This is a genomic window from Comamonas sp. A23 (assembly GCF_004522605.1).
Classification (GTDB): Bacteria; Pseudomonadota; Gammaproteobacteria; order Burkholderiales; family Burkholderiaceae_C; genus Comamonas; species Comamonas thiooxydans.
In genome coordinates, this window is the sequence record NZ_RSDT01000003.1 from 578,023 (window position 1) to 595,557 (window position 17,535).

At 61.9% G+C, this 17,535-nt stretch carries 18 protein-coding genes; 14 read left to right on the top strand and 4 right to left on the bottom strand.

Annotated elements, in window-relative coordinates:
* Window positions 1–29: 29 nt before the first annotated feature.
* From EIC84_RS10905 to EIC84_RS10915, 3 genes are all read left to right on the top strand, one after another.
* Window positions 30–1,130 carry a sensor histidine kinase gene (locus EIC84_RS10905; RefSeq protein WP_003071124.1) on the top strand — a complete coding sequence of 367 codons (1,101 nt, stop codon included), beginning with the start codon at window positions 30–32 and terminating at the stop codon, window positions 1,128–1,130.
* Window positions 1,123–1,743 (top strand): response regulator transcription factor, encoded by a 621-nt coding sequence (locus EIC84_RS10910; RefSeq protein WP_003071126.1) that lies wholly within the window; start codon window positions 1,123–1,125, stop codon window positions 1,741–1,743. The genes EIC84_RS10905 and EIC84_RS10910 overlap by 8 nt, the downstream gene beginning before the upstream one ends.
* A gap of 243 nt (window positions 1,744–1,986) precedes the next feature.
* Window positions 1,987–3,354, top strand: a complete 1,368-nt coding sequence (locus EIC84_RS10915) for a carbohydrate porin (protein WP_237704524.1) — start codon at window positions 1,987–1,989, stop codon at window positions 3,352–3,354.
* A gap of 1 nt (window position 3,355) precedes the next feature.
* Here EIC84_RS10915 and EIC84_RS10920 read toward each other — a convergent pair whose 3' ends face one another.
* The gene (locus EIC84_RS10920; RefSeq protein ID WP_042437679.1) at window positions 3,356–3,877 is read right to left on the bottom strand and encodes a YqaA family protein; all 522 of its coding nucleotides are present in this window, start codon (window positions 3,875–3,877) and stop codon (window positions 3,356–3,358) included.
* A gap of 290 nt (window positions 3,878–4,167) precedes the next feature.
* Here EIC84_RS10920 and EIC84_RS10925 point away from each other — a divergent pair, with 290 nt between their 5' ends.
* From EIC84_RS10925 to EIC84_RS10960, 8 genes are all read left to right on the top strand, one after another.
* Window positions 4,168–4,821: a M15 family metallopeptidase gene (locus EIC84_RS10925; RefSeq protein WP_003071132.1), complete on the top strand. Its 654-nt coding sequence runs from the start codon at window positions 4,168–4,170 to the stop codon at window positions 4,819–4,821.
* A gap of 154 nt (window positions 4,822–4,975) precedes the next feature.
* Window positions 4,976–6,040 carry a tRNA dihydrouridine synthase DusB gene (gene dusB, locus EIC84_RS10930; protein ID WP_003071134.1) on the top strand — a complete coding sequence of 355 codons (1,065 nt, stop codon included), beginning with the start codon at window positions 4,976–4,978 and terminating at the stop codon, window positions 6,038–6,040.
* A complete protein-coding gene (locus EIC84_RS10935) occupies window positions 6,037–6,270 on the top strand; it encodes a Fis family transcriptional regulator (RefSeq protein WP_003071135.1) in 234 nt (77 codons plus the stop codon). Before dusB ends, EIC84_RS10935 begins: the two co-directional genes overlap by 4 nt.
* A gap of 87 nt (window positions 6,271–6,357) precedes the next feature.
* Window positions 6,358–7,956 carry a bifunctional phosphoribosylaminoimidazolecarboxamide formyltransferase/IMP cyclohydrolase gene (gene purH, locus EIC84_RS10940; protein WP_003071138.1) on the top strand — a complete coding sequence of 533 codons (1,599 nt, stop codon included), beginning with the start codon at window positions 6,358–6,360 and terminating at the stop codon, window positions 7,954–7,956.
* Between the two features lie 176 nt (window positions 7,957–8,132).
* A complete protein-coding gene (locus EIC84_RS10945; protein WP_003071141.1) occupies window positions 8,133–8,585 on the top strand; it encodes a c-type cytochrome in 453 nt (150 codons plus the stop codon).
* Between the two features lie 113 nt (window positions 8,586–8,698).
* Window positions 8,699–9,394 carry a hypothetical protein gene (locus EIC84_RS10950; RefSeq protein WP_237704525.1) on the top strand — a complete coding sequence of 232 codons (696 nt, stop codon included), beginning with the start codon at window positions 8,699–8,701 and terminating at the stop codon, window positions 9,392–9,394.
* A 560-nt stretch (window positions 9,395–9,954) separates the two neighbouring features.
* The gene (locus EIC84_RS10955) at window positions 9,955–11,439 is read left to right on the top strand and encodes an amino acid permease (protein ID WP_003071145.1); all 1,485 of its coding nucleotides are present in this window, start codon (window positions 9,955–9,957) and stop codon (window positions 11,437–11,439) included.
* 136 nt (window positions 11,440–11,575) lie between these two features.
* The gene (locus EIC84_RS10960) at window positions 11,576–12,211 is read left to right on the top strand and encodes a DNA-3-methyladenine glycosylase I (protein ID WP_003071146.1); all 636 of its coding nucleotides are present in this window, start codon (window positions 11,576–11,578) and stop codon (window positions 12,209–12,211) included.
* A 34-nt stretch (window positions 12,212–12,245) separates the two neighbouring features.
* Here EIC84_RS10960 and EIC84_RS10965 read toward each other — a convergent pair whose 3' ends face one another.
* The 3 genes from EIC84_RS10965 to EIC84_RS10975 form a co-directional block, all read right to left on the bottom strand.
* Window positions 12,246–14,018 (bottom strand): alkaline phosphatase, encoded by a 1,773-nt coding sequence (locus EIC84_RS10965; protein ID WP_034363598.1) that lies wholly within the window; start codon window positions 14,016–14,018, stop codon window positions 12,246–12,248.
* Window positions 14,019–14,180: 162 nt separating this feature from the next.
* A complete protein-coding gene (gene hemL / locus EIC84_RS10970) occupies window positions 14,181–15,485 on the bottom strand; it encodes a glutamate-1-semialdehyde 2,1-aminomutase (RefSeq protein ID WP_003071150.1) in 1,305 nt (434 codons plus the stop codon).
* On the bottom strand, window positions 15,469–16,437 hold the full coding sequence (locus tag EIC84_RS10975) for a bifunctional hydroxymethylpyrimidine kinase/phosphomethylpyrimidine kinase (protein ID WP_003071153.1): 969 nt from the start codon (window positions 16,435–16,437) through the stop codon (window positions 15,469–15,471). Before EIC84_RS10975 ends, hemL begins: the two co-directional genes overlap by 17 nt.
* 115 nt (window positions 16,438–16,552) lie before the next feature.
* Between EIC84_RS10975 and EIC84_RS10980 the strand changes: the two genes are divergently transcribed.
* The 3 genes from EIC84_RS10980 to EIC84_RS10990 are packed head-to-tail and all read left to right on the top strand — an operon-like array spanning window position 16,553 to window position 17,522.
* A complete protein-coding gene (locus EIC84_RS10980) occupies window positions 16,553–16,705 on the top strand; it encodes a rubredoxin (protein ID WP_034399566.1) in 153 nt (50 codons plus the stop codon).
* 50 nt (window positions 16,706–16,755) lie between these two features.
* Entirely contained in the window at window positions 16,756–17,160 is a 405-nt protein-coding gene (locus EIC84_RS10985; protein WP_003071158.1) for a PleD family two-component system response regulator, read from the top strand.
* Entirely contained in the window at window positions 17,160–17,522 is a 363-nt protein-coding gene (locus tag EIC84_RS10990) for a PleD family two-component system response regulator (protein ID WP_003071159.1), read from the top strand. Before EIC84_RS10985 ends, EIC84_RS10990 begins: the two co-directional genes overlap by 1 nt.
* Window positions 17,523–17,535 lie beyond the last annotated feature (13 nt).

Consider the following 17,535-nt stretch of genomic DNA (forward strand, 5'->3'; position numbering starts at 1 on the left):
TTCACGCTCTGAGATCCGCTCTGCATGCCATGACAGCCAAACCGCAACGCTTCCTGCATCTGCGCCGGGCCCTGATCCTGGCCGGCATGGCAGCGACCATGGCAGCCATCTTCGCGCTGGATACGCTGACCGAGTATGCGGTGGCCGCGGCCGTGTTCCACACGGCCGTCATCCTCGTGGCGGTGCGCTGGTTCAGCCCGCGCCTGGTGATAGGCACCACGGCGCTGTGCATAGCGCTCACCCTGGCCAGCTTTGCGCTGACGCCGGCTGGCGCCTACCGAACCGGACTCATCAACACGGGCATCAGCATCCTGGCCATCGTTATCACAGCCTATCTGGGCCTGAAGATGGTGGCCGCCCAGAATGCGGCCCACGCAGCACAGACCCAGTTGCTGCGCATCACTCAGGCCACCAGCCTGGGACAGGTGACGGCCTCGATCGCCCATGAGGTCAACCAGCCGCTGGCCGCCATCGTCACCAGCGGCAATGCCAGCCAGCGCTGGCTGGCTCAGCAGCCACCGAATCTCGAAAAAGCCGGTCAGGCGCTGGAGCGCATCCTGGGTGATGCGCAGCGCGCCAGCGAGGTCATTGCGCGTATCCGCTCCATGGCGCGCGGCGAGGCACCGAGCAAGCAGAAGTTCGATCTCAACGAGGCAGTGCGCGAGATGGTGAATCTGTCGGGCGCGGACCTGAACCAGCGCGCCATTGCCATGGACCTGCAACTGGCGCCGGGTCTGGCGCCGGCCTGGTGCGACCGAGTGCAGTTTTTGCAGGTGCTGGGCAATCTGCTGCTCAACGCCATGGACGCCATGCAGGAAACGCCGGCCGTGCAGCGGCGCATTGCCGTGGCTACCCAGGCCTTGGGCCAGCAGCTGGTGCTGACAGTCACCGATGCGGGAGAGGGGCTATCGCCGCTGGCCAAAAGCCATTTGTTCGATGCCTTCTGGAGCACCAAGCGTGAGGGCATGGGTCTGGGGTTGAACATCAGTCGCCACATGGCCGAGGCCAACGGTGGCCGCATCTGGGCCACAGAGCGAGAGGACGGGCACAGCGGCGCCGTGTTTCATGTGACCATCGCGGCTCTCGCCGCCTCGGGTGATCCCGCATCAGGAGGACACAAGCTTGGCTGAGCTCGAAACCGTGTATGTGATCGATGACGACGCCTCGGTGCGCGCGGCCATCGAGGATTTGCTTCTCTCCGTGGGACTGGCCGTGTCCGCCTTCGGTGCGACGCGCGACTTTCTCGCCCATCTGGAGCTGAGCCCGCCCGAGGGGCCGGCCTGTCTGGTGCTGGACATCCGCATGCCGGGCCAGAGCGGTATGGAGTTCAGGCGCCAGATGCTGGAGCAGGGGCTGCGTTTCCCTACCATCTTCATCACCGGCCATGGCGATATTCCCATGAGCGTGGAGGCCATGAAGACCGGGGCCATAGAGTTTCTGACCAAGCCGTTTCGCGATCAGGACTTGCTCGATGCCATACAGCAAGGTATTGCCCTTGATCGCCAGCGCCGTGCGCAGGATGGGCAGTTGCTGGAGTTGCGTTCGCGTTGGAATTCGCTGTCCAGTGGGGAGCAGTCGGTGTTGATTGGCGTGGTGCGAGGCATGCTCAACAAGCAGATCGCGGGAGAGCTGGATGTCAGCGAAATCACCATCAAAGTCAGGCGATCTCAAGCCATGCGCAAGATGGAAGCTGGCTCGGTTGCCGAGCTGGTGCGCATGCTGGAGAAGCTGAGCATCCGCTGATGGCAGCCACATGGTTGGCCTGCCGGACTGTTACTTCGCGGGCGCAGCAGGCGTCGCGGGTGCCGGTACGGCGAACGTAAGAATTGTTCGTGTCGGTTTCCATGTGCAGATTGCGCACGAATTTTCTGGAGCGTGTGCGGGTTTGCCAGTTCACAATGGCGGGTTCGCCAGGAGCGGTCAATGCGTCAGCAAAGAACATTCAATAACAAAATTGGTTTCGCCAAGCTTTGCACGGGCAGTTTGATGTCCTTGTGCATGATATGGGGGCAGCCTGCTCATGCGCAGCAGAGTGCAGAGCCAGTCCATGCAGGCAGTGAAGAAGCCTCTGCAGCAGCGTCAGCAGCTGATGCGGGTGGGGTAAACACAGAGCCTGAGAGGTGGAATGCCAAGTTCCAGGCCACCTATGTCTGGCAGCGCAAGCCGTCCTTTTCTGCACCCTATACCGGAGAGAAAAGCCTGTTGCCGGGGCGCGAGCGCAGTTACTCCTTCACGACCACTGCATCTCTTGGATACCGTCCATGGGCCGGGGGGGAGGTCTATCTTGATCTGGAAGGCGCGCAGGGCATTCCTCTGTCGGGTCTGGCAGGCCTGGGTGGCTTTACCAATGGGGAATTGGCCAAAACTTCGGGAGCAAGATTGAAGCTCTATCGCGCCCGTGCATTCTTGCGCCAGACCTGGAGTCATGGCGGCGAGCAAGAGGCGGTGGAGTCGGAGGCAAGGCAGTTGGCGGGCATGGTGGACAAGCGTCGTACTGTGCTCACGGTGGGCAATCTGGCGGTCATCGATATCTTTGACGACAACCGCTACAGCCATGATCCGCGCACGCAGTTCATGAACTGGTCGCTGATGACTCAAGGCGCGTTTGACTATGCCGCAGATGCCAGAGGTTACAGCTGGGGGGCGGTGCTGGAGTGGTTTCACGACGACTGGGAGGTGCGCTTCGGTCGCTTCATCCAGCCCAAGGAGCCCAACGGCCAGCCGCTGGACTATCGAATTTTCAAACACTACGGCGATCAGCTGGAAGTAGCCCACGCGCACACGCTGGCGGGCCAGCCGGGCAAGTTGCGTGCTTTGGTCTTTCGCAACCACGCCGTGATGACGCGCTATGACGATGCACTCAACCTGGCGGCGCAGACCGGGGCGGTGCCGGATCTGAATGTTGCGCGCTACGGTGCCAGAAGCAAGCAAGGCTTCGGCATCAACCTGGAGCAGGCGCTGAGTGATGACGTGGGTCTTTTTGCCCGTGGCAGCTGGGCCGATGGCAAGACGGAAATCTATGCCTTCACGGAAATCGACCGTTCTCTTTCTGCGGGTCTGCTGATCCAGGGGCGCAAATGGGGACGGGCGAACGATACGCTGGGCATAGGCGTGGCGCGCAATTTCCTCTCGTCCACACACCGTCAGTATCTGGCAGAGGGCGGGGTGGGGGCGTTCATTGGTGACGGGCGTCTGAACTACAAGCCCGAGAATATTCTCGAGATGTTCTACAGCGTGGGGATCAGCAAACAATCCAGCATCAGCTTTGACTGGCAGCATATCCGCAACCCTGCATACAACGCGGACCGTGGGCCCGTCAACGCACTGGCTGTGCGTTTGCACACCGAGTTCTGATCTAGAAAAACCGCTGGATGATCTGGTGCAGGCCTGCCGTCATCAAGGTATAGCGCAGGAATTTTCCAACTGCCATATAGGCGACGCAGGGCCAGAAAGGCAGGCGCACCCAGCCGGCGACCGCGCATAGCGGGTCGCCGACGACGGGCAGCCAGCTCAGCAGGCAGGCCTTGGCGCCGTATTTACGCAGCCAGTAACGGGCGATGCGGTTCCAGCGTGACTTGTGGTGCATGTTCTGGGGCGGCGGCTCTCCATGTCGGCGCAGCTTTTTGGCCTTGTTCCAGGCCTGGTTGGCGGCCAGTCCCATCCACCAGCTGATGGCCCCACCCAGCGTGTTGCCCGCCGTGGCGACCACAATGGCGGGCCAGAACAGATCGGGGTTGGCTGAGACCAGTGCGGCCACCACGGGCTCAGAACCCAGCGGCAGCAGGGTGGCCGAGACCAGGGCCACGACAAACACGGTGCTAAGGCCCAGCTCCGGCAGGGCCAGCCATTGCAGCAACTGATGTATCCACGCTTCCATAGGGCGGCTAGTTTAGGCGGGTCGCTCAATTCCCTGAACTTTGCATCCTGTCATTTCTCGGTCATCGGCCATAGTTGCAGGCTGTTGATATATGGTTTCTTATCCAAATGCGTACACAGGTGTTATCCGGTAACGCCAGATCAATGGGAGTAGGAATGGCTTTCAGCCCTCTAAAAAAAATGATGCGATCGAGTCAGGCCGCAGGCCTGGCGGTCGTTTTGCTTTTGATAGCTGGTTGCGCATCGAACATAAAGACCATCGCGCCGTCCGATGCCAGATCAGCAGTCACGGTGGCTGCCGATCTGGTGCCGCTGGCGACGCTGGCGCCCGGCATCAAGCAGGACATGCGCTATGTCTCCAAGCACAACTTCATGGGCCGCCCCGTGGCTGGCTACGAAGCCGGGGTTTGCTGGCTCAGCCGCGTGGCTGCCGAATCTCTGGCAGCTGTTCAAAAGGAACTGGCTGGACAGGGGCTGGCTCTGAAGGTCTATGACTGTTACCGACCCCAGGCGGCCGTCGACGACTTTGTGCGCTGGGGGCGCGATATGGCCGATCAGAAAAACAAGGACATGTATTACCCGCGCGTGCCCAAGAGCGAGCTCTTCAAGCGTGGCTATATCGCCGAGAAATCGGGTCACAGCCGTGCCAGCACCGTGGACATGACGCTGCTGGTGGTGGATGCCAAGCGCGCCAGAAAGCTGGTGCGTGGCCCGCTGGCCGACGGTATCGAAGTGGACATGGGAACGCCCTTCGATCTCTTTGACGAGCAGTCGCATACCGACAATGCCCAGCAATCGCCCGATGTGCAGCACAACCGCCGCTGGCTGCGCAGCCTGATGCAGCGCAACGGATGGAAGAACCTGCCAGAGGAGTGGTGGCATTACACGCTGGTCAGCGAGCCCTATCCCGAGCAGTACTTTGATATGCCGGTGCGTAAAAACTGAGACGCCGGTGCTGCATTGCCCGATAGTGACTCGCCTCGCAGGGTGATGCATGGAGTTTGGTTTTGCTGAAAATTTGAGCAGGTATAATTGCCCCCTCTTTTCCAGCGCCCGGTCTGTGCCAGACATTGCCTGCCGCAGAAACCAAACTCTCTCCATGCCCGCCCTGCACATTGGTCATATTCCATTGGCAAATCGTCTGTTTGTCGCTCCCATGGCGGGTGTGACGGACCGGCCGTTTCGTCAGCTGTGCAAGGCACTGGGGGCCGGTTATGCGGTCAGCGAGATGGTGACCAGCCGCAAGGACTTGTGGAACAGTCTCAAGACCAGTCGCCGTGCCAACCATGAAGGCGAGCCTGGGCCGATCTCGGTCCAGATTGCCGGCACCGAAGCGCCCATGATGGCCGAGGCTGCCATCTACAACATCGAGCGCGGCGCGCAGATCATCGACATCAACATGGGCTGTCCGGCCAAGAAGGTCTGCAACAAATGGGCGGGTTCCGCTCTGATGCAGAACGAGCCGCTGGCCGTGGAAATTGCCCAGGCCGTGGTGGAGGCAGCACGTCCCTACAACGTGCCCGTCACCCTGAAGATGCGCACAGGCTGGTGCGATACGCACAAGAACGCAGTTCTGCTGGCGCGCCAGTTTGAAGATGTCGGCATCCAGATGCTGACCGTGCACGGCCGCACGCGCGAGCAGGGCTACAAGGGCTTTGCCGAGTACGACACGATTGCGGCCGTCAAGCAGGCCGTCAAAGTGCCCGTGGTGGCCAATGGCGATGTCAACAGCCCTGAAAAGGCCCGCGATGTGCTGGCCTATACGGGGGCGGACGCCATCATGGTCGGCCGTGCAGCCCAGGGCAGGCCGTGGATCTTTCGCGAGATCGCGCACTTTCTGGCCACGGGCGAGCATCTGGCTCCTCCTCTGGTGGCCGAGCTGCGTCGTCTGCTGCTCGAACATTTGCAAGATCACTACAGCCTGTATGGCGAGGGAGTCGGCGTGCGCAGCGCCCGCAAGCATATTGCGTGGTATCTGCGAGCTCTGCCGGGCGGGGAAGAGTTCAGAAAACACATCAACACTATTGAGGACTGTGCGGTGCAATGGCAGGCCGTGGCCGACTATCTGGATGCCCTGGGGCAGCAGATGGAGCGGATCCCGGCGGCCACGGCCGCTGCTGAAGCAAGCAGCGAGCTGGACGAACCGGCAGAAATGGCTGCATGAGCAATCAGAATTTAGAACAAGTCGTTCGCGATAGCCTGGAGGGCTATTTCCGCGATCTCGAGGGCGAAACACCGGCCAATGTCTACGACATGGTGATTCGTCTTGTCGAAAAACCGCTGCTGGAAGTGGTGATGGGCCAGGCCGACAACAACCAGTCGCGCGCCGCCGAATGGCTGGGCCTGAATCGCAACACCCTGCGCAAAAAACTGGTCGATCACGAATTGCTCTGAACGACGAAGCTACCAAATCCATAGCTGCAAGCGCTTGATATATCTGCACTTGCAGCTTGTTTTTATCCAAACTTTGAATTGACGCCCATGAAAGCTCTGATCTCCGTCTCTGACAAGACCGGTATCGTCGAATTTGCGCAAGCCCTGCACGCTCTTGGTGTGCAACTGCTGTCCACCGGTGGCACCGCCAAGCTGCTGGCAGGCGTGGGCCTGCCCGTGACCGAAGTCGCCGAAGTCACCCGATTCCCCGAGATGCTGGACGGCCGCGTCAAGACCTTGCACCCCATGGTGCACGGTGGTCTGCTGGCTCGCCGCGAACTGCCCGAGCACATGGCTGCTTTGAAGGAACATGGCATCGAGACCATCGATCTGCTGGTCGTGAACCTCTACCCCTTTGAAGCCACCGTGGCCAAGGCTGGCTGCACGCTGGCCGACGCCATCGAGAACATCGATATCGGCGGCCCCGCCATGGTGCGCTCCGCCGCCAAGAACTGGAAGGATGTGGGCGTTCTGACCGCTGCCGACCAGTACGAAGCCGTGCTGGCCGAACTCAAGGCGAATGGCAAGCTGTCCGACAAGCTGCGTTTTGCGCTGTCCGTGGCGGCCTTCAACCGCATTGCCCAGTACGACGGAGCGATCAGCGACTATCTGTCTAGCGTCAAGTTCGAAGACGAAAAGCTCAGCGAAGAATATGTGCCCGAGCGCGCCCTGTTCGGCGGCCAGTCCAACGGCCATTTCATCAAGGTGCAGGATCTGCGCTACGGTGAAAACAGCCACCAGCAAGCCGCCTGGTACCGCGATCTGTACCCCGCTCCCGGCTCGCTGGCCACGGGCGTGCAGCTGCAGGGCAAGGAGCTGAGCTACAACAATATCGCCGACGCCGACGCGGCCTGGGAATGCGTCAAGAGCTTTGACACCCCTGCCTGCGTGATCGTCAAGCACGCCAACCCCTGCGGCGTGGCCGTGGGTGCCAACGCCTTCGAAGCCTATTCCAAGGCCTTCCAGACCGACCCCACCAGCGCCTTCGGCGGCATCATCGCCTTCAACCGCGCTGTGGACAAGGCCGCTGCCGAAGCCGTGTCCAAGCAGTTCGTCGAAGTGCTGATGGCTCCCGAGTTCAGCGCCGAAGCCCTGGAAATCTTCAAGGCCAAGGTCAATGTGCGCCTGATGAAGATCGCTCTGCCCGCCGGCGGCGCAACCGACTGGGACAACGGGCGCAACGCCATCGAGTCCAAGCGCATCGGCTCGGGCCTGCTGCTGCAGACCTCGGACAACCATGAGCTCAAGCTGGCCGACCTCAAGGTCGTGACCGTCAAGCAGCCTACCCCCGAAGAGCTTCAGGACCTGCTGTTCGCCTGGAACGTGGCCAAGTTCGTCAAGTCCAATGCCATCGTCTTCTGCAAGAACGGCATGACCATGGGCGTGGGCGCAGGTCAGATGTCGCGCCTGGATTCGGCCCGCATCGCCTCCATCAAGGCCGAAGCCGCCAAGCTGTCGCTGCAGAACACCGTCGTGGCGTCGGATGCCTTCTTCCCCTTCCGCGACGGCCTGGACGTGGTGGTCGATGCCGGTGCCACCTGCGTGGCCCAGCCTGGCGGCTCCATGCGCGATCAGGAAGTGATCGATGCGGCCAACGAGCGTGGCGTGGCCATGGTGTTCACCGGCGTGCGCCACTTCAGGCACTAATTGCTCCCCCTGAGGCACTATCGCGCCTTCCCCCTCTCTGGCGCTGAGCGCCGGAGGGGGACGACACCCTCGGTGCGCGACGGCGCTTCCTTGGTGTCTCTGGTTTTAGGGCGCGCCAGTTTTGTGCTCTGTGGCCGGCATTTGCTGGCCATTCTTTTTTGAATCTGGTGCTTGGTATGACAGATCCCATCGACGACGAAGAAAACTATCCGCCCAGGCCGCGCTGGATTGGCTGGCTGATCGGGCTGGTCATGCTGGCGTCGGCACTGGGCGTGGCCAATATCGGCTGGCGCATCATGCGGGTCAGCACGGCCGAGAAGGCGGCGGATGCGCTGGTGGCTGCCAAGCCCGAGCTGGCGGCGGCCCGAAAGCTGGTGGAGGGCGCAGATTGCATGCGCTGCCATGGTCTGGACCGCAAATTTGTGGGCCCGGGCTTTACGGAGATCGCACAGAAGTACGGCTCGCAAGCCGATGCCCAGAGCTATCTGGCAGACAAGATTCGCAGCGGCAGCGTGGGTGTCTGGGGCAATGTGATCATGCCGCGCCACCCGCAGATCAGCGAGGCCGATTCTCTGCAGATGGCCCGTTGGGTGCTGTCGGCTCAGGCGCCATCGGCTGTGGCTCAGTAGGCCCGGTTGCCGAGATCCTGCGTGAATTCCAAGGCTGCCAGCGCTTTGCGCTGCTAGCCTTTTTTGCTTTGCAGCCTACGCAGGGTGGCAGGCCTTGCTTTCATAATCCGCTCATGGCAAAACCCGCGCGTGCTCCCGCTCTTCGCCCCGCCGATCAGGCAGTCCACGGATCCGGGGCTGGTCCGGCTCGCCAGCGTGGCTTTGTCTTCTGGGCCATATGGGTGAACATCGCCACCTACGCGATCTATCCTACGGCCAACTGGCTGGCCAGCCTGCGCGACCAGCGCTATGACTTCATCACGCGCTGGGATGCCATGATTCCGCTGGTGCCGGAATTCATCTTTGTCTATTTCTCGTTTTTCCCGTTTCTGGCCCTGCCGTTCTGGCTGGTGGGGCAGCCCGGCACGGCGGCGCTGGGCAAGCGCCAGGTGTTGGGTACGCTGATCTGCGGTCTGATCTTCGTGCTGTTCCCGGCAAATTTGGCCTTCGAGCGCGCGATTCCCGAATTCGAGCCCTATCGCAGCATTTTTGCGACCATGTTCTTGGTGGACAAGCCGCACAATCTGCTGCCCTCTTTGCACATCGTCTACACGGCGCTGACCTGTCTGGCCATCTGCCAGGCGCAATGGCAGCGTGGTCGCTGGGGACTGTGTCTGGTGATTGCGCTATGGAGCGTTGCCATCTGCGCCTCAACCATGCTGGTGCATCAGCACCATGTGCTGGATGTGGTCACTGCGCTGATGCTGGTGCCAGTGCTTTGCCTGCTGATTCGCCCGGCCGATGTGCCGCCACAGCCTCCACGCATCTGAGCCGGGCAGGATCGCTCTGCCTCGGGTCTTTTTGAATCCTGCGTCAGTGCTCGCTTGCATGCAGGACTGCAGCGCGATTTTTGCGCGTGGTGCAGGCTTCGTGAAACGCGGGCCTGACTAGTCTGTTTTGAGATGGGTGTGCAGCCGGGCCTGCACAAAACATGCAGATGGACTGGTGATGCTGCAGGGAATCTGCGCATCACTGGTGAAATCCCTAGGATGCCTTTTTGACAAAAAGGACCGGGCCGAAGACGCCGCGCCAAAAGCGTGGCTAAGAACGTGTTTACGATCTCCTCGCGCCGCGACAGTGGCTTTGCGGGATGGGATGCCAGGCGCGATACCGCAGCAATAGCCGTGCTATTGCGAGGATTCGCAACGCCGCAGACCGCCCGCAAAGACACTGTCCCGAAGGGGTGGAGCGAAATCGGGCGATTTCTGTGCGCTGTCTCTTGCTTGCACCCCGGTGCAAGCGGCGAGCCATCGCTTCGAACTCATCCCGATTGCGCTCCAACGCGGCTGCGTAGAGATCGTAAACACGTTCTCAAAGCCCGGGGATATGCATGCAGTGGCTGAAAACCAAAACCATTGAACAGGCGCTGGCCGATTCCGACGAGCCGGGCCGGCAGCTCCAGCGCACGCTGGGTGTTTTCGATCTGATGATTCTGGGCCTGGCCGTGGCCGTGGGCGCAGGGATTTTCTCGGTGGGCGCTCGCGCAGCCGGCAGCTTTGCCGGGCCGGCCGTGATTTTCTCCTTCATTCTGGCGGCCGCGACCTGCGCGCTGGCCATCATGTGCTATGCGGAGTTCGCCTCCACCGTGCCCGTCACGGGCAGCGCCTATACCTATACCTATCTGACGCTGGGCGAGGGCCTGGCCTGGATCATTGGCTGGAATCTGCTGCTGGAGATGATCTCGGCCGCTGCCGTGCTGGCCAAGTACTGGGGTATCTATCTGTCGGCCGTGTTCTCCACGGCAGGGCTGGAGATCGCGCAGAGCGTCGAGATCGGCGGCTTCTCGCTGAACTGGGGGCCGTTCTTCATCGTGGCCGTGTTCACGGCCTTGCTGATCGCAGGCACCCAGGTCTCGGCCAAGGTCAACAACCTGTTCACCGTCATCAAGCTAGCGATCACCGTGTTTGTGATCGTCGTCGGCTTCACCTACATGAACACCGACAACTTCAGGCCTTTTGTACCCAGTGCACAGCCGCCCGTGGTGGCTCATGGCGTAAGCGGTGACCTGTGGGGGCAGCCCATGCTGGCCTGGCTGTTCGGTGCCGAGCCCAGCCAGTATGGCTGGCTGGGCGTGATCTCGGGCGCATCGCTGGTGTTCTTCGCCTTTCTGGGCTTTGATGTGGTGGCAACCTCGGCCGAAGAGGTCAAGGACCCGCAGCGCACGCTGCCACGCGGCATTCTCGGCGGGCTGGTTCTGGTGACGGTGCTCTACATCCTGGTCACGCTGGCGCTGACCGGCATGGTGCCCTATACGGCACTGGCCAGGGCCGAGAACCCGTCGCTGGCCACTGCATTCATTGCCGTGGGCGCCGGCTGGGCGGCGCAGGTCATCTCGGTCGGCGTGCTGATCGGCATGACCACCGTGGTCATGGTGCTGCTGATGGGCAGCTCGCGCGTGTTGCTGGCCTTGTGCCGCGACGGCCTGCTGCCGCGCAGCTGGGGCGTGACATCGGCCAGGCGCAAGACGCCGGTTCGCCTGCAACTGGCTGTGGGCGTGATCGTGGCGCTGCTGGCAGGCTTTACCAAGGTGGAGCTGCTGGAGGAGATGATCAACATCGGCACGCTGTCGGCCTTTGTGCTGGTCAGCATCGGCGTGCTGGTGCTGCGCAAAAAGCGTCCCGACGCCGGAGCCGGCTACCGCGTGCCTTTTGTGCCTGTGCTGCCAGTGCTCTCAGCCCTGCTGTGCTTTTATCTGATGCTGAATCTGACCACGCTGACCTGGCTGCGCTTTCTGGGCTGGATGGCGCTGGGTGCTGTGATCTATATGGCCTATGGCATGCGCCATTCGCGCCTGGCTCAGACGGATAAAAAGTGAGCTGTTAGCGCTTGATATTCATTGATTCCAATATGTTTAATATCTGAAATCGTTTGATATCAAGCGCAAGAAGCTATCAAAAAAAGCCCTGCAGAGAACGCTCTGCAGGGCTTTTGCATTGGTTAGAGTGCTGGGCATGAGTACCGAACCCACCGAGACCACGCCGACCCGCTCCCCCACCCAGTCCGCCGAAGACGGCCAGCAGCGCTGCCGCTGGTGTCTGGCCACGCCGGGCTATGTGAACTATCACGACCGCGAATGGGGATTTCCGGTGGGCAGCGATCAGCGCCTGTTCGAGAAACTCTGTCTGGAAGGCTTTCAGTCCGGCCTGAGCTGGCTGACCATTCTCAACAAGCGCGAGAACTTTCGCGCGGCCTTTGCGGGTTTCGATTTTCATCGCGTGGCGCAGTTCGGCGAGGCCGATGTGCAGCGCCTGTTGCAGGACGCGGGTATCGTGCGCCACCGCGGCAAGATCGAAGCCGTGATCAACAACGCCCAGCGGGCCATCGAAATGGTCCAGGCCGAAGGCTCTCTGGCCGCGTTCTTCTGGCGCTATCAGCCTGCTGTGCCATCGACAGGCACGATCATTCAGGCCCAGACGCCGGAGTCGCAAACCCTGTCCAAGGAGCTCAAGAAGCGCGGCTGGAAGTTTGTCGGGCCGACCACCATGTATGCGCTGATGCAGGCCATGGGCATGGTCAACGACCATGCGCCGGGCTGCATCACCAGAGCTGAAGTGGAGCGCGCCAGAGCCGCTTTTCAGCGGCCCTGAGGGCGGGTTTGTTCCGCCTTGCCGGCCCGGGGGGTCAAGCCTTGACCAGCAGCCCTGGCGCGCTGGCCAGAACTTTCATGGAGGCTTCGGTGCTGGCGGTGAACTGGCGGTTGCTGATGGTGTTCACATATATCCAGTCGGCGCGGCAGGCATCCGCCGTGGCCGTCACCAGCATATAGCCGCGGCGCGAGGTGTCGCAGTATTTGAGCGGCTTGATGAGCTGCTGCAGCGCAGCGGCCAGCGCGGCGGGGTCTTCGCCCGGCAGGTATTCCTCGAAGCCCGGCGAGCTGACCGAGGAGGTCGCAAACTCCACGCCCACGGCCTTGCCGTTCATGTCCTGCAGCTCGCTGGCCCAGGCGTTGTGCGTGTCGCCGGCCAGCACCACCAGCTTCTTGCCGAGCTGACGCGCGGAGCCCAGAACGGTCTCGCGCGCGGCCTGGTAGCCATCCCAGGCGTCCAGGTTGTAGGGGATCGAAGGCTGGGCCAGGATGGCCTGCTCCTGAGGCGTGAGTGTGGCTGGCGCGGTCTGCGCCTTGGCAACCAGCGCTGCGTACTGCGAGACCGATACGCCCGTGCCGGCTTGGATGGTCTCCATGAGTATGGGAGCGGGAATGTTCATGCGCCCCATCAGCACCTGTTGGCCCAGTACCTGCCAGGTGGCACGGGAGGCCGCCATCTGCTGCTGCAGCCACTGTGTCTGGGTCTGCCCCAGCAGCTGACGCGACGGATTGGCCATGGCCGTGGTGAAGCCCGCCGAGTCGATGCCGGCAGAGGTCATGAAATCGGCATAGTCCAGCTGCTTGTCGCGGCCTATCACGCGGGTGTCCAGCATGTGCAGCGAGACCAGATCGCCAAAGTCGAAGCTGCGGTAGATCAGCTCGGCGCTCGCGGTGCGCGTGGGCATCCACTCGTGGTAGGCCTGCATGGCAGCCGCCTTACGCATGGCGAAGTCGCCCTCGCCGGGCTGGTGATTCTCGGCTCCCGCATTCCAGGTGTCGTTGGCAAATTCGTGGTCGTCCCAGATGGCAATCATGGGCGCGGCGGCATGCAGGGCCTGCAGGTCGGCATCGCTCTTGTACTGGGCATGGCGCTCGCGGTAATCGGCCAGCGAGAGAATTTCTCCGGCAGGATTGACCAGACGACCCATGGCCTCGGCCTGGGCCGAGGCATAGCCGCCGCGCGCGTATTCATAGATGTAGTCGCCCAGGTGTACCGTGGCGTCCAAGTCGCTGCGCCTGGCCGCATCGGCGTATACATTGAAGTAGCCGGCCGGGTAGTTGGCGCAGGAGAAGACAGCCAGTCTGACCTGGGCCACCGAGCCGGTGGGCAGGGTACGCGTGCGTGCTGCCGCCGAAGTTACGCCATGGGCGCGGAAGCGGAAGTGATAGACCGTGGCAGGCTTGAGGCCGGCTGCATCGACCTTGACCGTGAAGTCCCTGGCGGCGGTGGCGCTGCTCTCGCCACGCACCACGATGGAGGCGAACGCCGCGTCGCTGGCAAGCTCCCATTGCACGGGAATGTCTGCCTGGTGGCCGGCGGGCGGGGTGACGCGGGTCCAGAGCATCACGCGGTCGGACAGAGGGTCGCCGCTGGCCAGGCCATGGACGAAGCGGACTTCGGGGTCGGCCGGCTTGACCTCTGTCTGGCTGCCATCGCCGCCGCCGCAGGCCGCGAGCGGCAGCACGGACATTGCGCCGGCGCTCCAGGCCATCTGGCGCACAAAGCGGCGGCGGTTCAGTTCACTGGCTTGGTCGGTGGTGCCCTTGAGCAGGTTGTGCAGCGGCGGCTTGCTGGATTCGTCGGTCATGGTGCTTTCATTGCTGACAAAAACGCGAGCGTGGCAAGCGTCCATGACGTGGCTGTGAAACGCCGAGCCGCTGCGGCTGAAGCCGGCGCAGGCGCAGTCCGCCGCCAACAATGAAAAAGCCCTGCAGACATGGTCTGCAGGGCCTGTTGGGCGGGCAGGGATTTACAGTGTCTTGAACACTTCGCGGGCCGCTTCTATGGTGCGGTCGATATCTTCGTCGCTGTGCGCCGCGCTGACAAAGCCTGCCTCATACAGCGCCGGGGCAAAGTAATGACCGCGCTCCAGCATGCCATGGTAGAACTTGTTGAAGACCTTGCCGTCGGTCTTCATGACCTGGGCGTAGTGCGTGGGCAGCTCGGGCAGGAAATAAAAGCCGAACAGCCCGCCTTGCCAGTCCACGCTGAAGGGAATGCCGGCGGCATTGGCTTCGGCCTTCAGGCCCTGCATCAGGTGGCCGGTCTTGAGGTGCAGCTCGGCGTGGAAGCCGGGGCGGCTGATCAGCTCCAGCGTCTTCAGGCCGCAGGCCGTGGCAATCGGGTTGCCCGACAGCGTGCCGGCCTGGTAGACGGGGCCCAGCGGCGAGAGCTTTTCCATGATCTCGCGGCGGGCACCGAAGGCCGCCATGGGCATGCCGCCGCCGATGACCTTGCCCATCACGGTGATGTCGGGCGCAAAGCCTTCGATCTCCTTGGCATACAGGCTTTGTGCGCTGCCCAGGGCGACGCGAAAGCCCGTCATGACTTCGTCATAGATCAGCAGCGCGCCATGCTCGCGGGTCAGCTCGGAGATGCGGCGGGTGAAGTCCACCGAGGCGCGCACAAAGTTCATATTGCCGGCAATCGGCTCCATGATGACGCAGGCAATGTCGCTGCCCATCTTGGCAAAGGCCTCTTCGAGCTGAGCAACGTCGTTGTACTCCAGCACGATGGTGTCCTTGGCCACATCGGCAGGCACGCCTGCCGAGGAAGAGGCGCCGAAGGTGGCCAGACCCGAGCCGGCCTTGACCAGCAGGGCATCCGCATGGCCGTGGTAGCAGCCGTTGAACTTGATGATCTTGTTGCGGCCCGTGTAGCCGCGCGCCAGGCGCAGCGCGCTCATGCCGGCTTCGGTGCCGGAGCTGACCAGGCGCACCATGTCCATGCTGGGCATGAGGGCGCGGATCTTCTCGGCCAGCACGACTTCGCGCTCGGTGGGGGCGCCGAAGCTGAAGCCTTCGAGCACGGCGGCCTGCACGGCCTCGACCACTTCGGGGTGGCCGTGGCCCAGGATCATGGGGCCCCAGCTGCCGATGTAGTCGGTGAACTGCTGATCATTCTGGTCCCAGAAATAGGCGCCCTGGGCGCGCTTCACGAAGCGCGGCGTGCCGCCCACGGCGGCGAAAGCGCGCACCGGCGAGTTCACGCCGCCGGGGATCACGCCCTTGGCGCGTTCGAACAATGCAATATTCAGATCAGTGTTTTGTGTCATGAGAGGGAATCACAAAGCCTTCAATCGGCTTGGAGTCGGGTTCGTCATCGGTGGCGTCTTCGGCCTGCTCGTCTTCGGACTCCTCGTCCTCGGTGGGCTGGGCCCAGAACAGGCGATCGGGCAGATAGTGGCCCATGCCGGGGCGAAAACCTGCATCCAGGCTGTGGTCCAGGTATTCCAGTGCCTCCAGCGTCGCGGCGCCCAGATCGTTGCCGGTGGCCAGCAGGGCCGTAATCGCCGCGGACAGCGTATCACCGGCACCTGTGAACGTGGCGTCAAACATCTCGTACTTGCTGTTGCCCAATACGGACTGGGCCGTGGTCAGCACGTTGTCCACGAACTGGTCGGGCAGGGGGATGCCGGTCACCAGCACATAAGGCACTTCCAGTGCCTCGGCGGCCATGGCAATGTCGCGCGCCGTGGGTGCACGGCTGTTTTCCCATTCAGGCAGCAGCCAGCGCCACAGCGTGTTGTGGTTTCCAACCAACACCGAGGTTTGAGGCAGGACAAGCTCCTTGAACGCATCCAGGTACTGATCCTGCTTGTCGTCCTCCCACCAGGACAGGTCCGGCATGTAGCTGATGATGGGAATGTCGGGGTAGTCCGATGAGATGGTGGCAATGGCGGCCAGGTTGGCAGGGCTGCCTACAAAGCCGACCTTGATGGCGGTGACGGCAATGTCCTCCAGCACCATGCGTGCCTGCTCGGTCACCGCGTCATCGTCGAGTGCAAAGTGCTCGTAGATGCGGGCCGTGTCTCTGGCGTAGACGCCGCAGGCCACGGGCAGTGCATGACCGCCGATGGAGGAGATGGTGGCGATGTCGGCCGAGAGCCCGCTGGCTCCGCTGGGGTCACTGCTGTTGAAAGACAGCACGCAGACGGGTGCTGATTCTGTCGCTTCTTCCTGGCGGGTGCGGCGAGGGGGAGTGGAGGAGATGGGGTTCAATGCCATGGCGCACCCCAGTTTGCACCCGGGAATGCAAGGGTGGGAGCCGGGGTTGTGACTAGATACAATCGTTGCATTCTATGTGAAGCCCCTTTAAGCTGTGACTGACCCTAAAACCTGGATGTGTTTGACCTGTGGCTGGCTTTATGACGAAGCCCAAGGCTGCCCCGAACATGGAATTGCTCCAAACACCCGCTGGGAAGATGTGCCCATGAACTGGACATGCCCGGAATGCGGTGCACGCAAAGAAGATTTTGAAATGGTGGAAATCTGAGTGCAAGAGTCGCTCACTCCATCAACGACCGAATTGGGAGGAATTTCACCGTGACAGCATCTGGTGCGCCTTTGCGCGTTCTGGTCGTGGATGACAGCAACACCATCCGCCGCAGCGCTGAAATTTTCCTCAAGCAAGGTGGTCACGAAGTTCTTCTTGCCGACGATGGCTTCGATGCCCTGTCCAAGGTCAATGACTACCAGCCCCAGCTCATCTTCTGCGACATTCTGATGCCCAAACTCGATGGCTATCAGACCTGCGCCATCATCAAGCGCAATGCTCGCTTTGCCAATACGCCCGTCGTGATGCTGTCATCCAAGGACGGTGTATTCGACAAGGCTCGCGGTCGCATGGTGGGCTGCCAGGACTATCTGACCAAACCGTTTACCAAAGATCAATTGCTGCAAGCCGTACAACAATTCGCGCTGCAAGCTGCAGATGTGGGAGCTGCATGATGACAATTCAAAAAGTTCTGGTCGTTGACGATTCCAAGACGGAGCTGATGGCTCTGAGCGATATCTTGCAAAAGCAGGGCATGCAGGTGCGTACCGCGGAAAATGGCGAGGAAGCCATGAAGCGCCTGGCCGAAGACAAACCCGACCTGATCCTGATGGACGTGGTCATGCCTGGACAGAACGGCTTTCAGCTGACCCGCGCCATTTCTCGCGATCCCCTGTATGCCGATGTGCCCATCATCATGTGCACCAGCAAGAATCAGGAAACCGACCGGGTCTGGGGCATGCGTCAGGGCGCACGTGGCTATATCACCAAGCCCGTGGATGCCGCCGAGCTCCAAGCCAAGATCGCAGCGCTATAACGAGCCGCGCTGC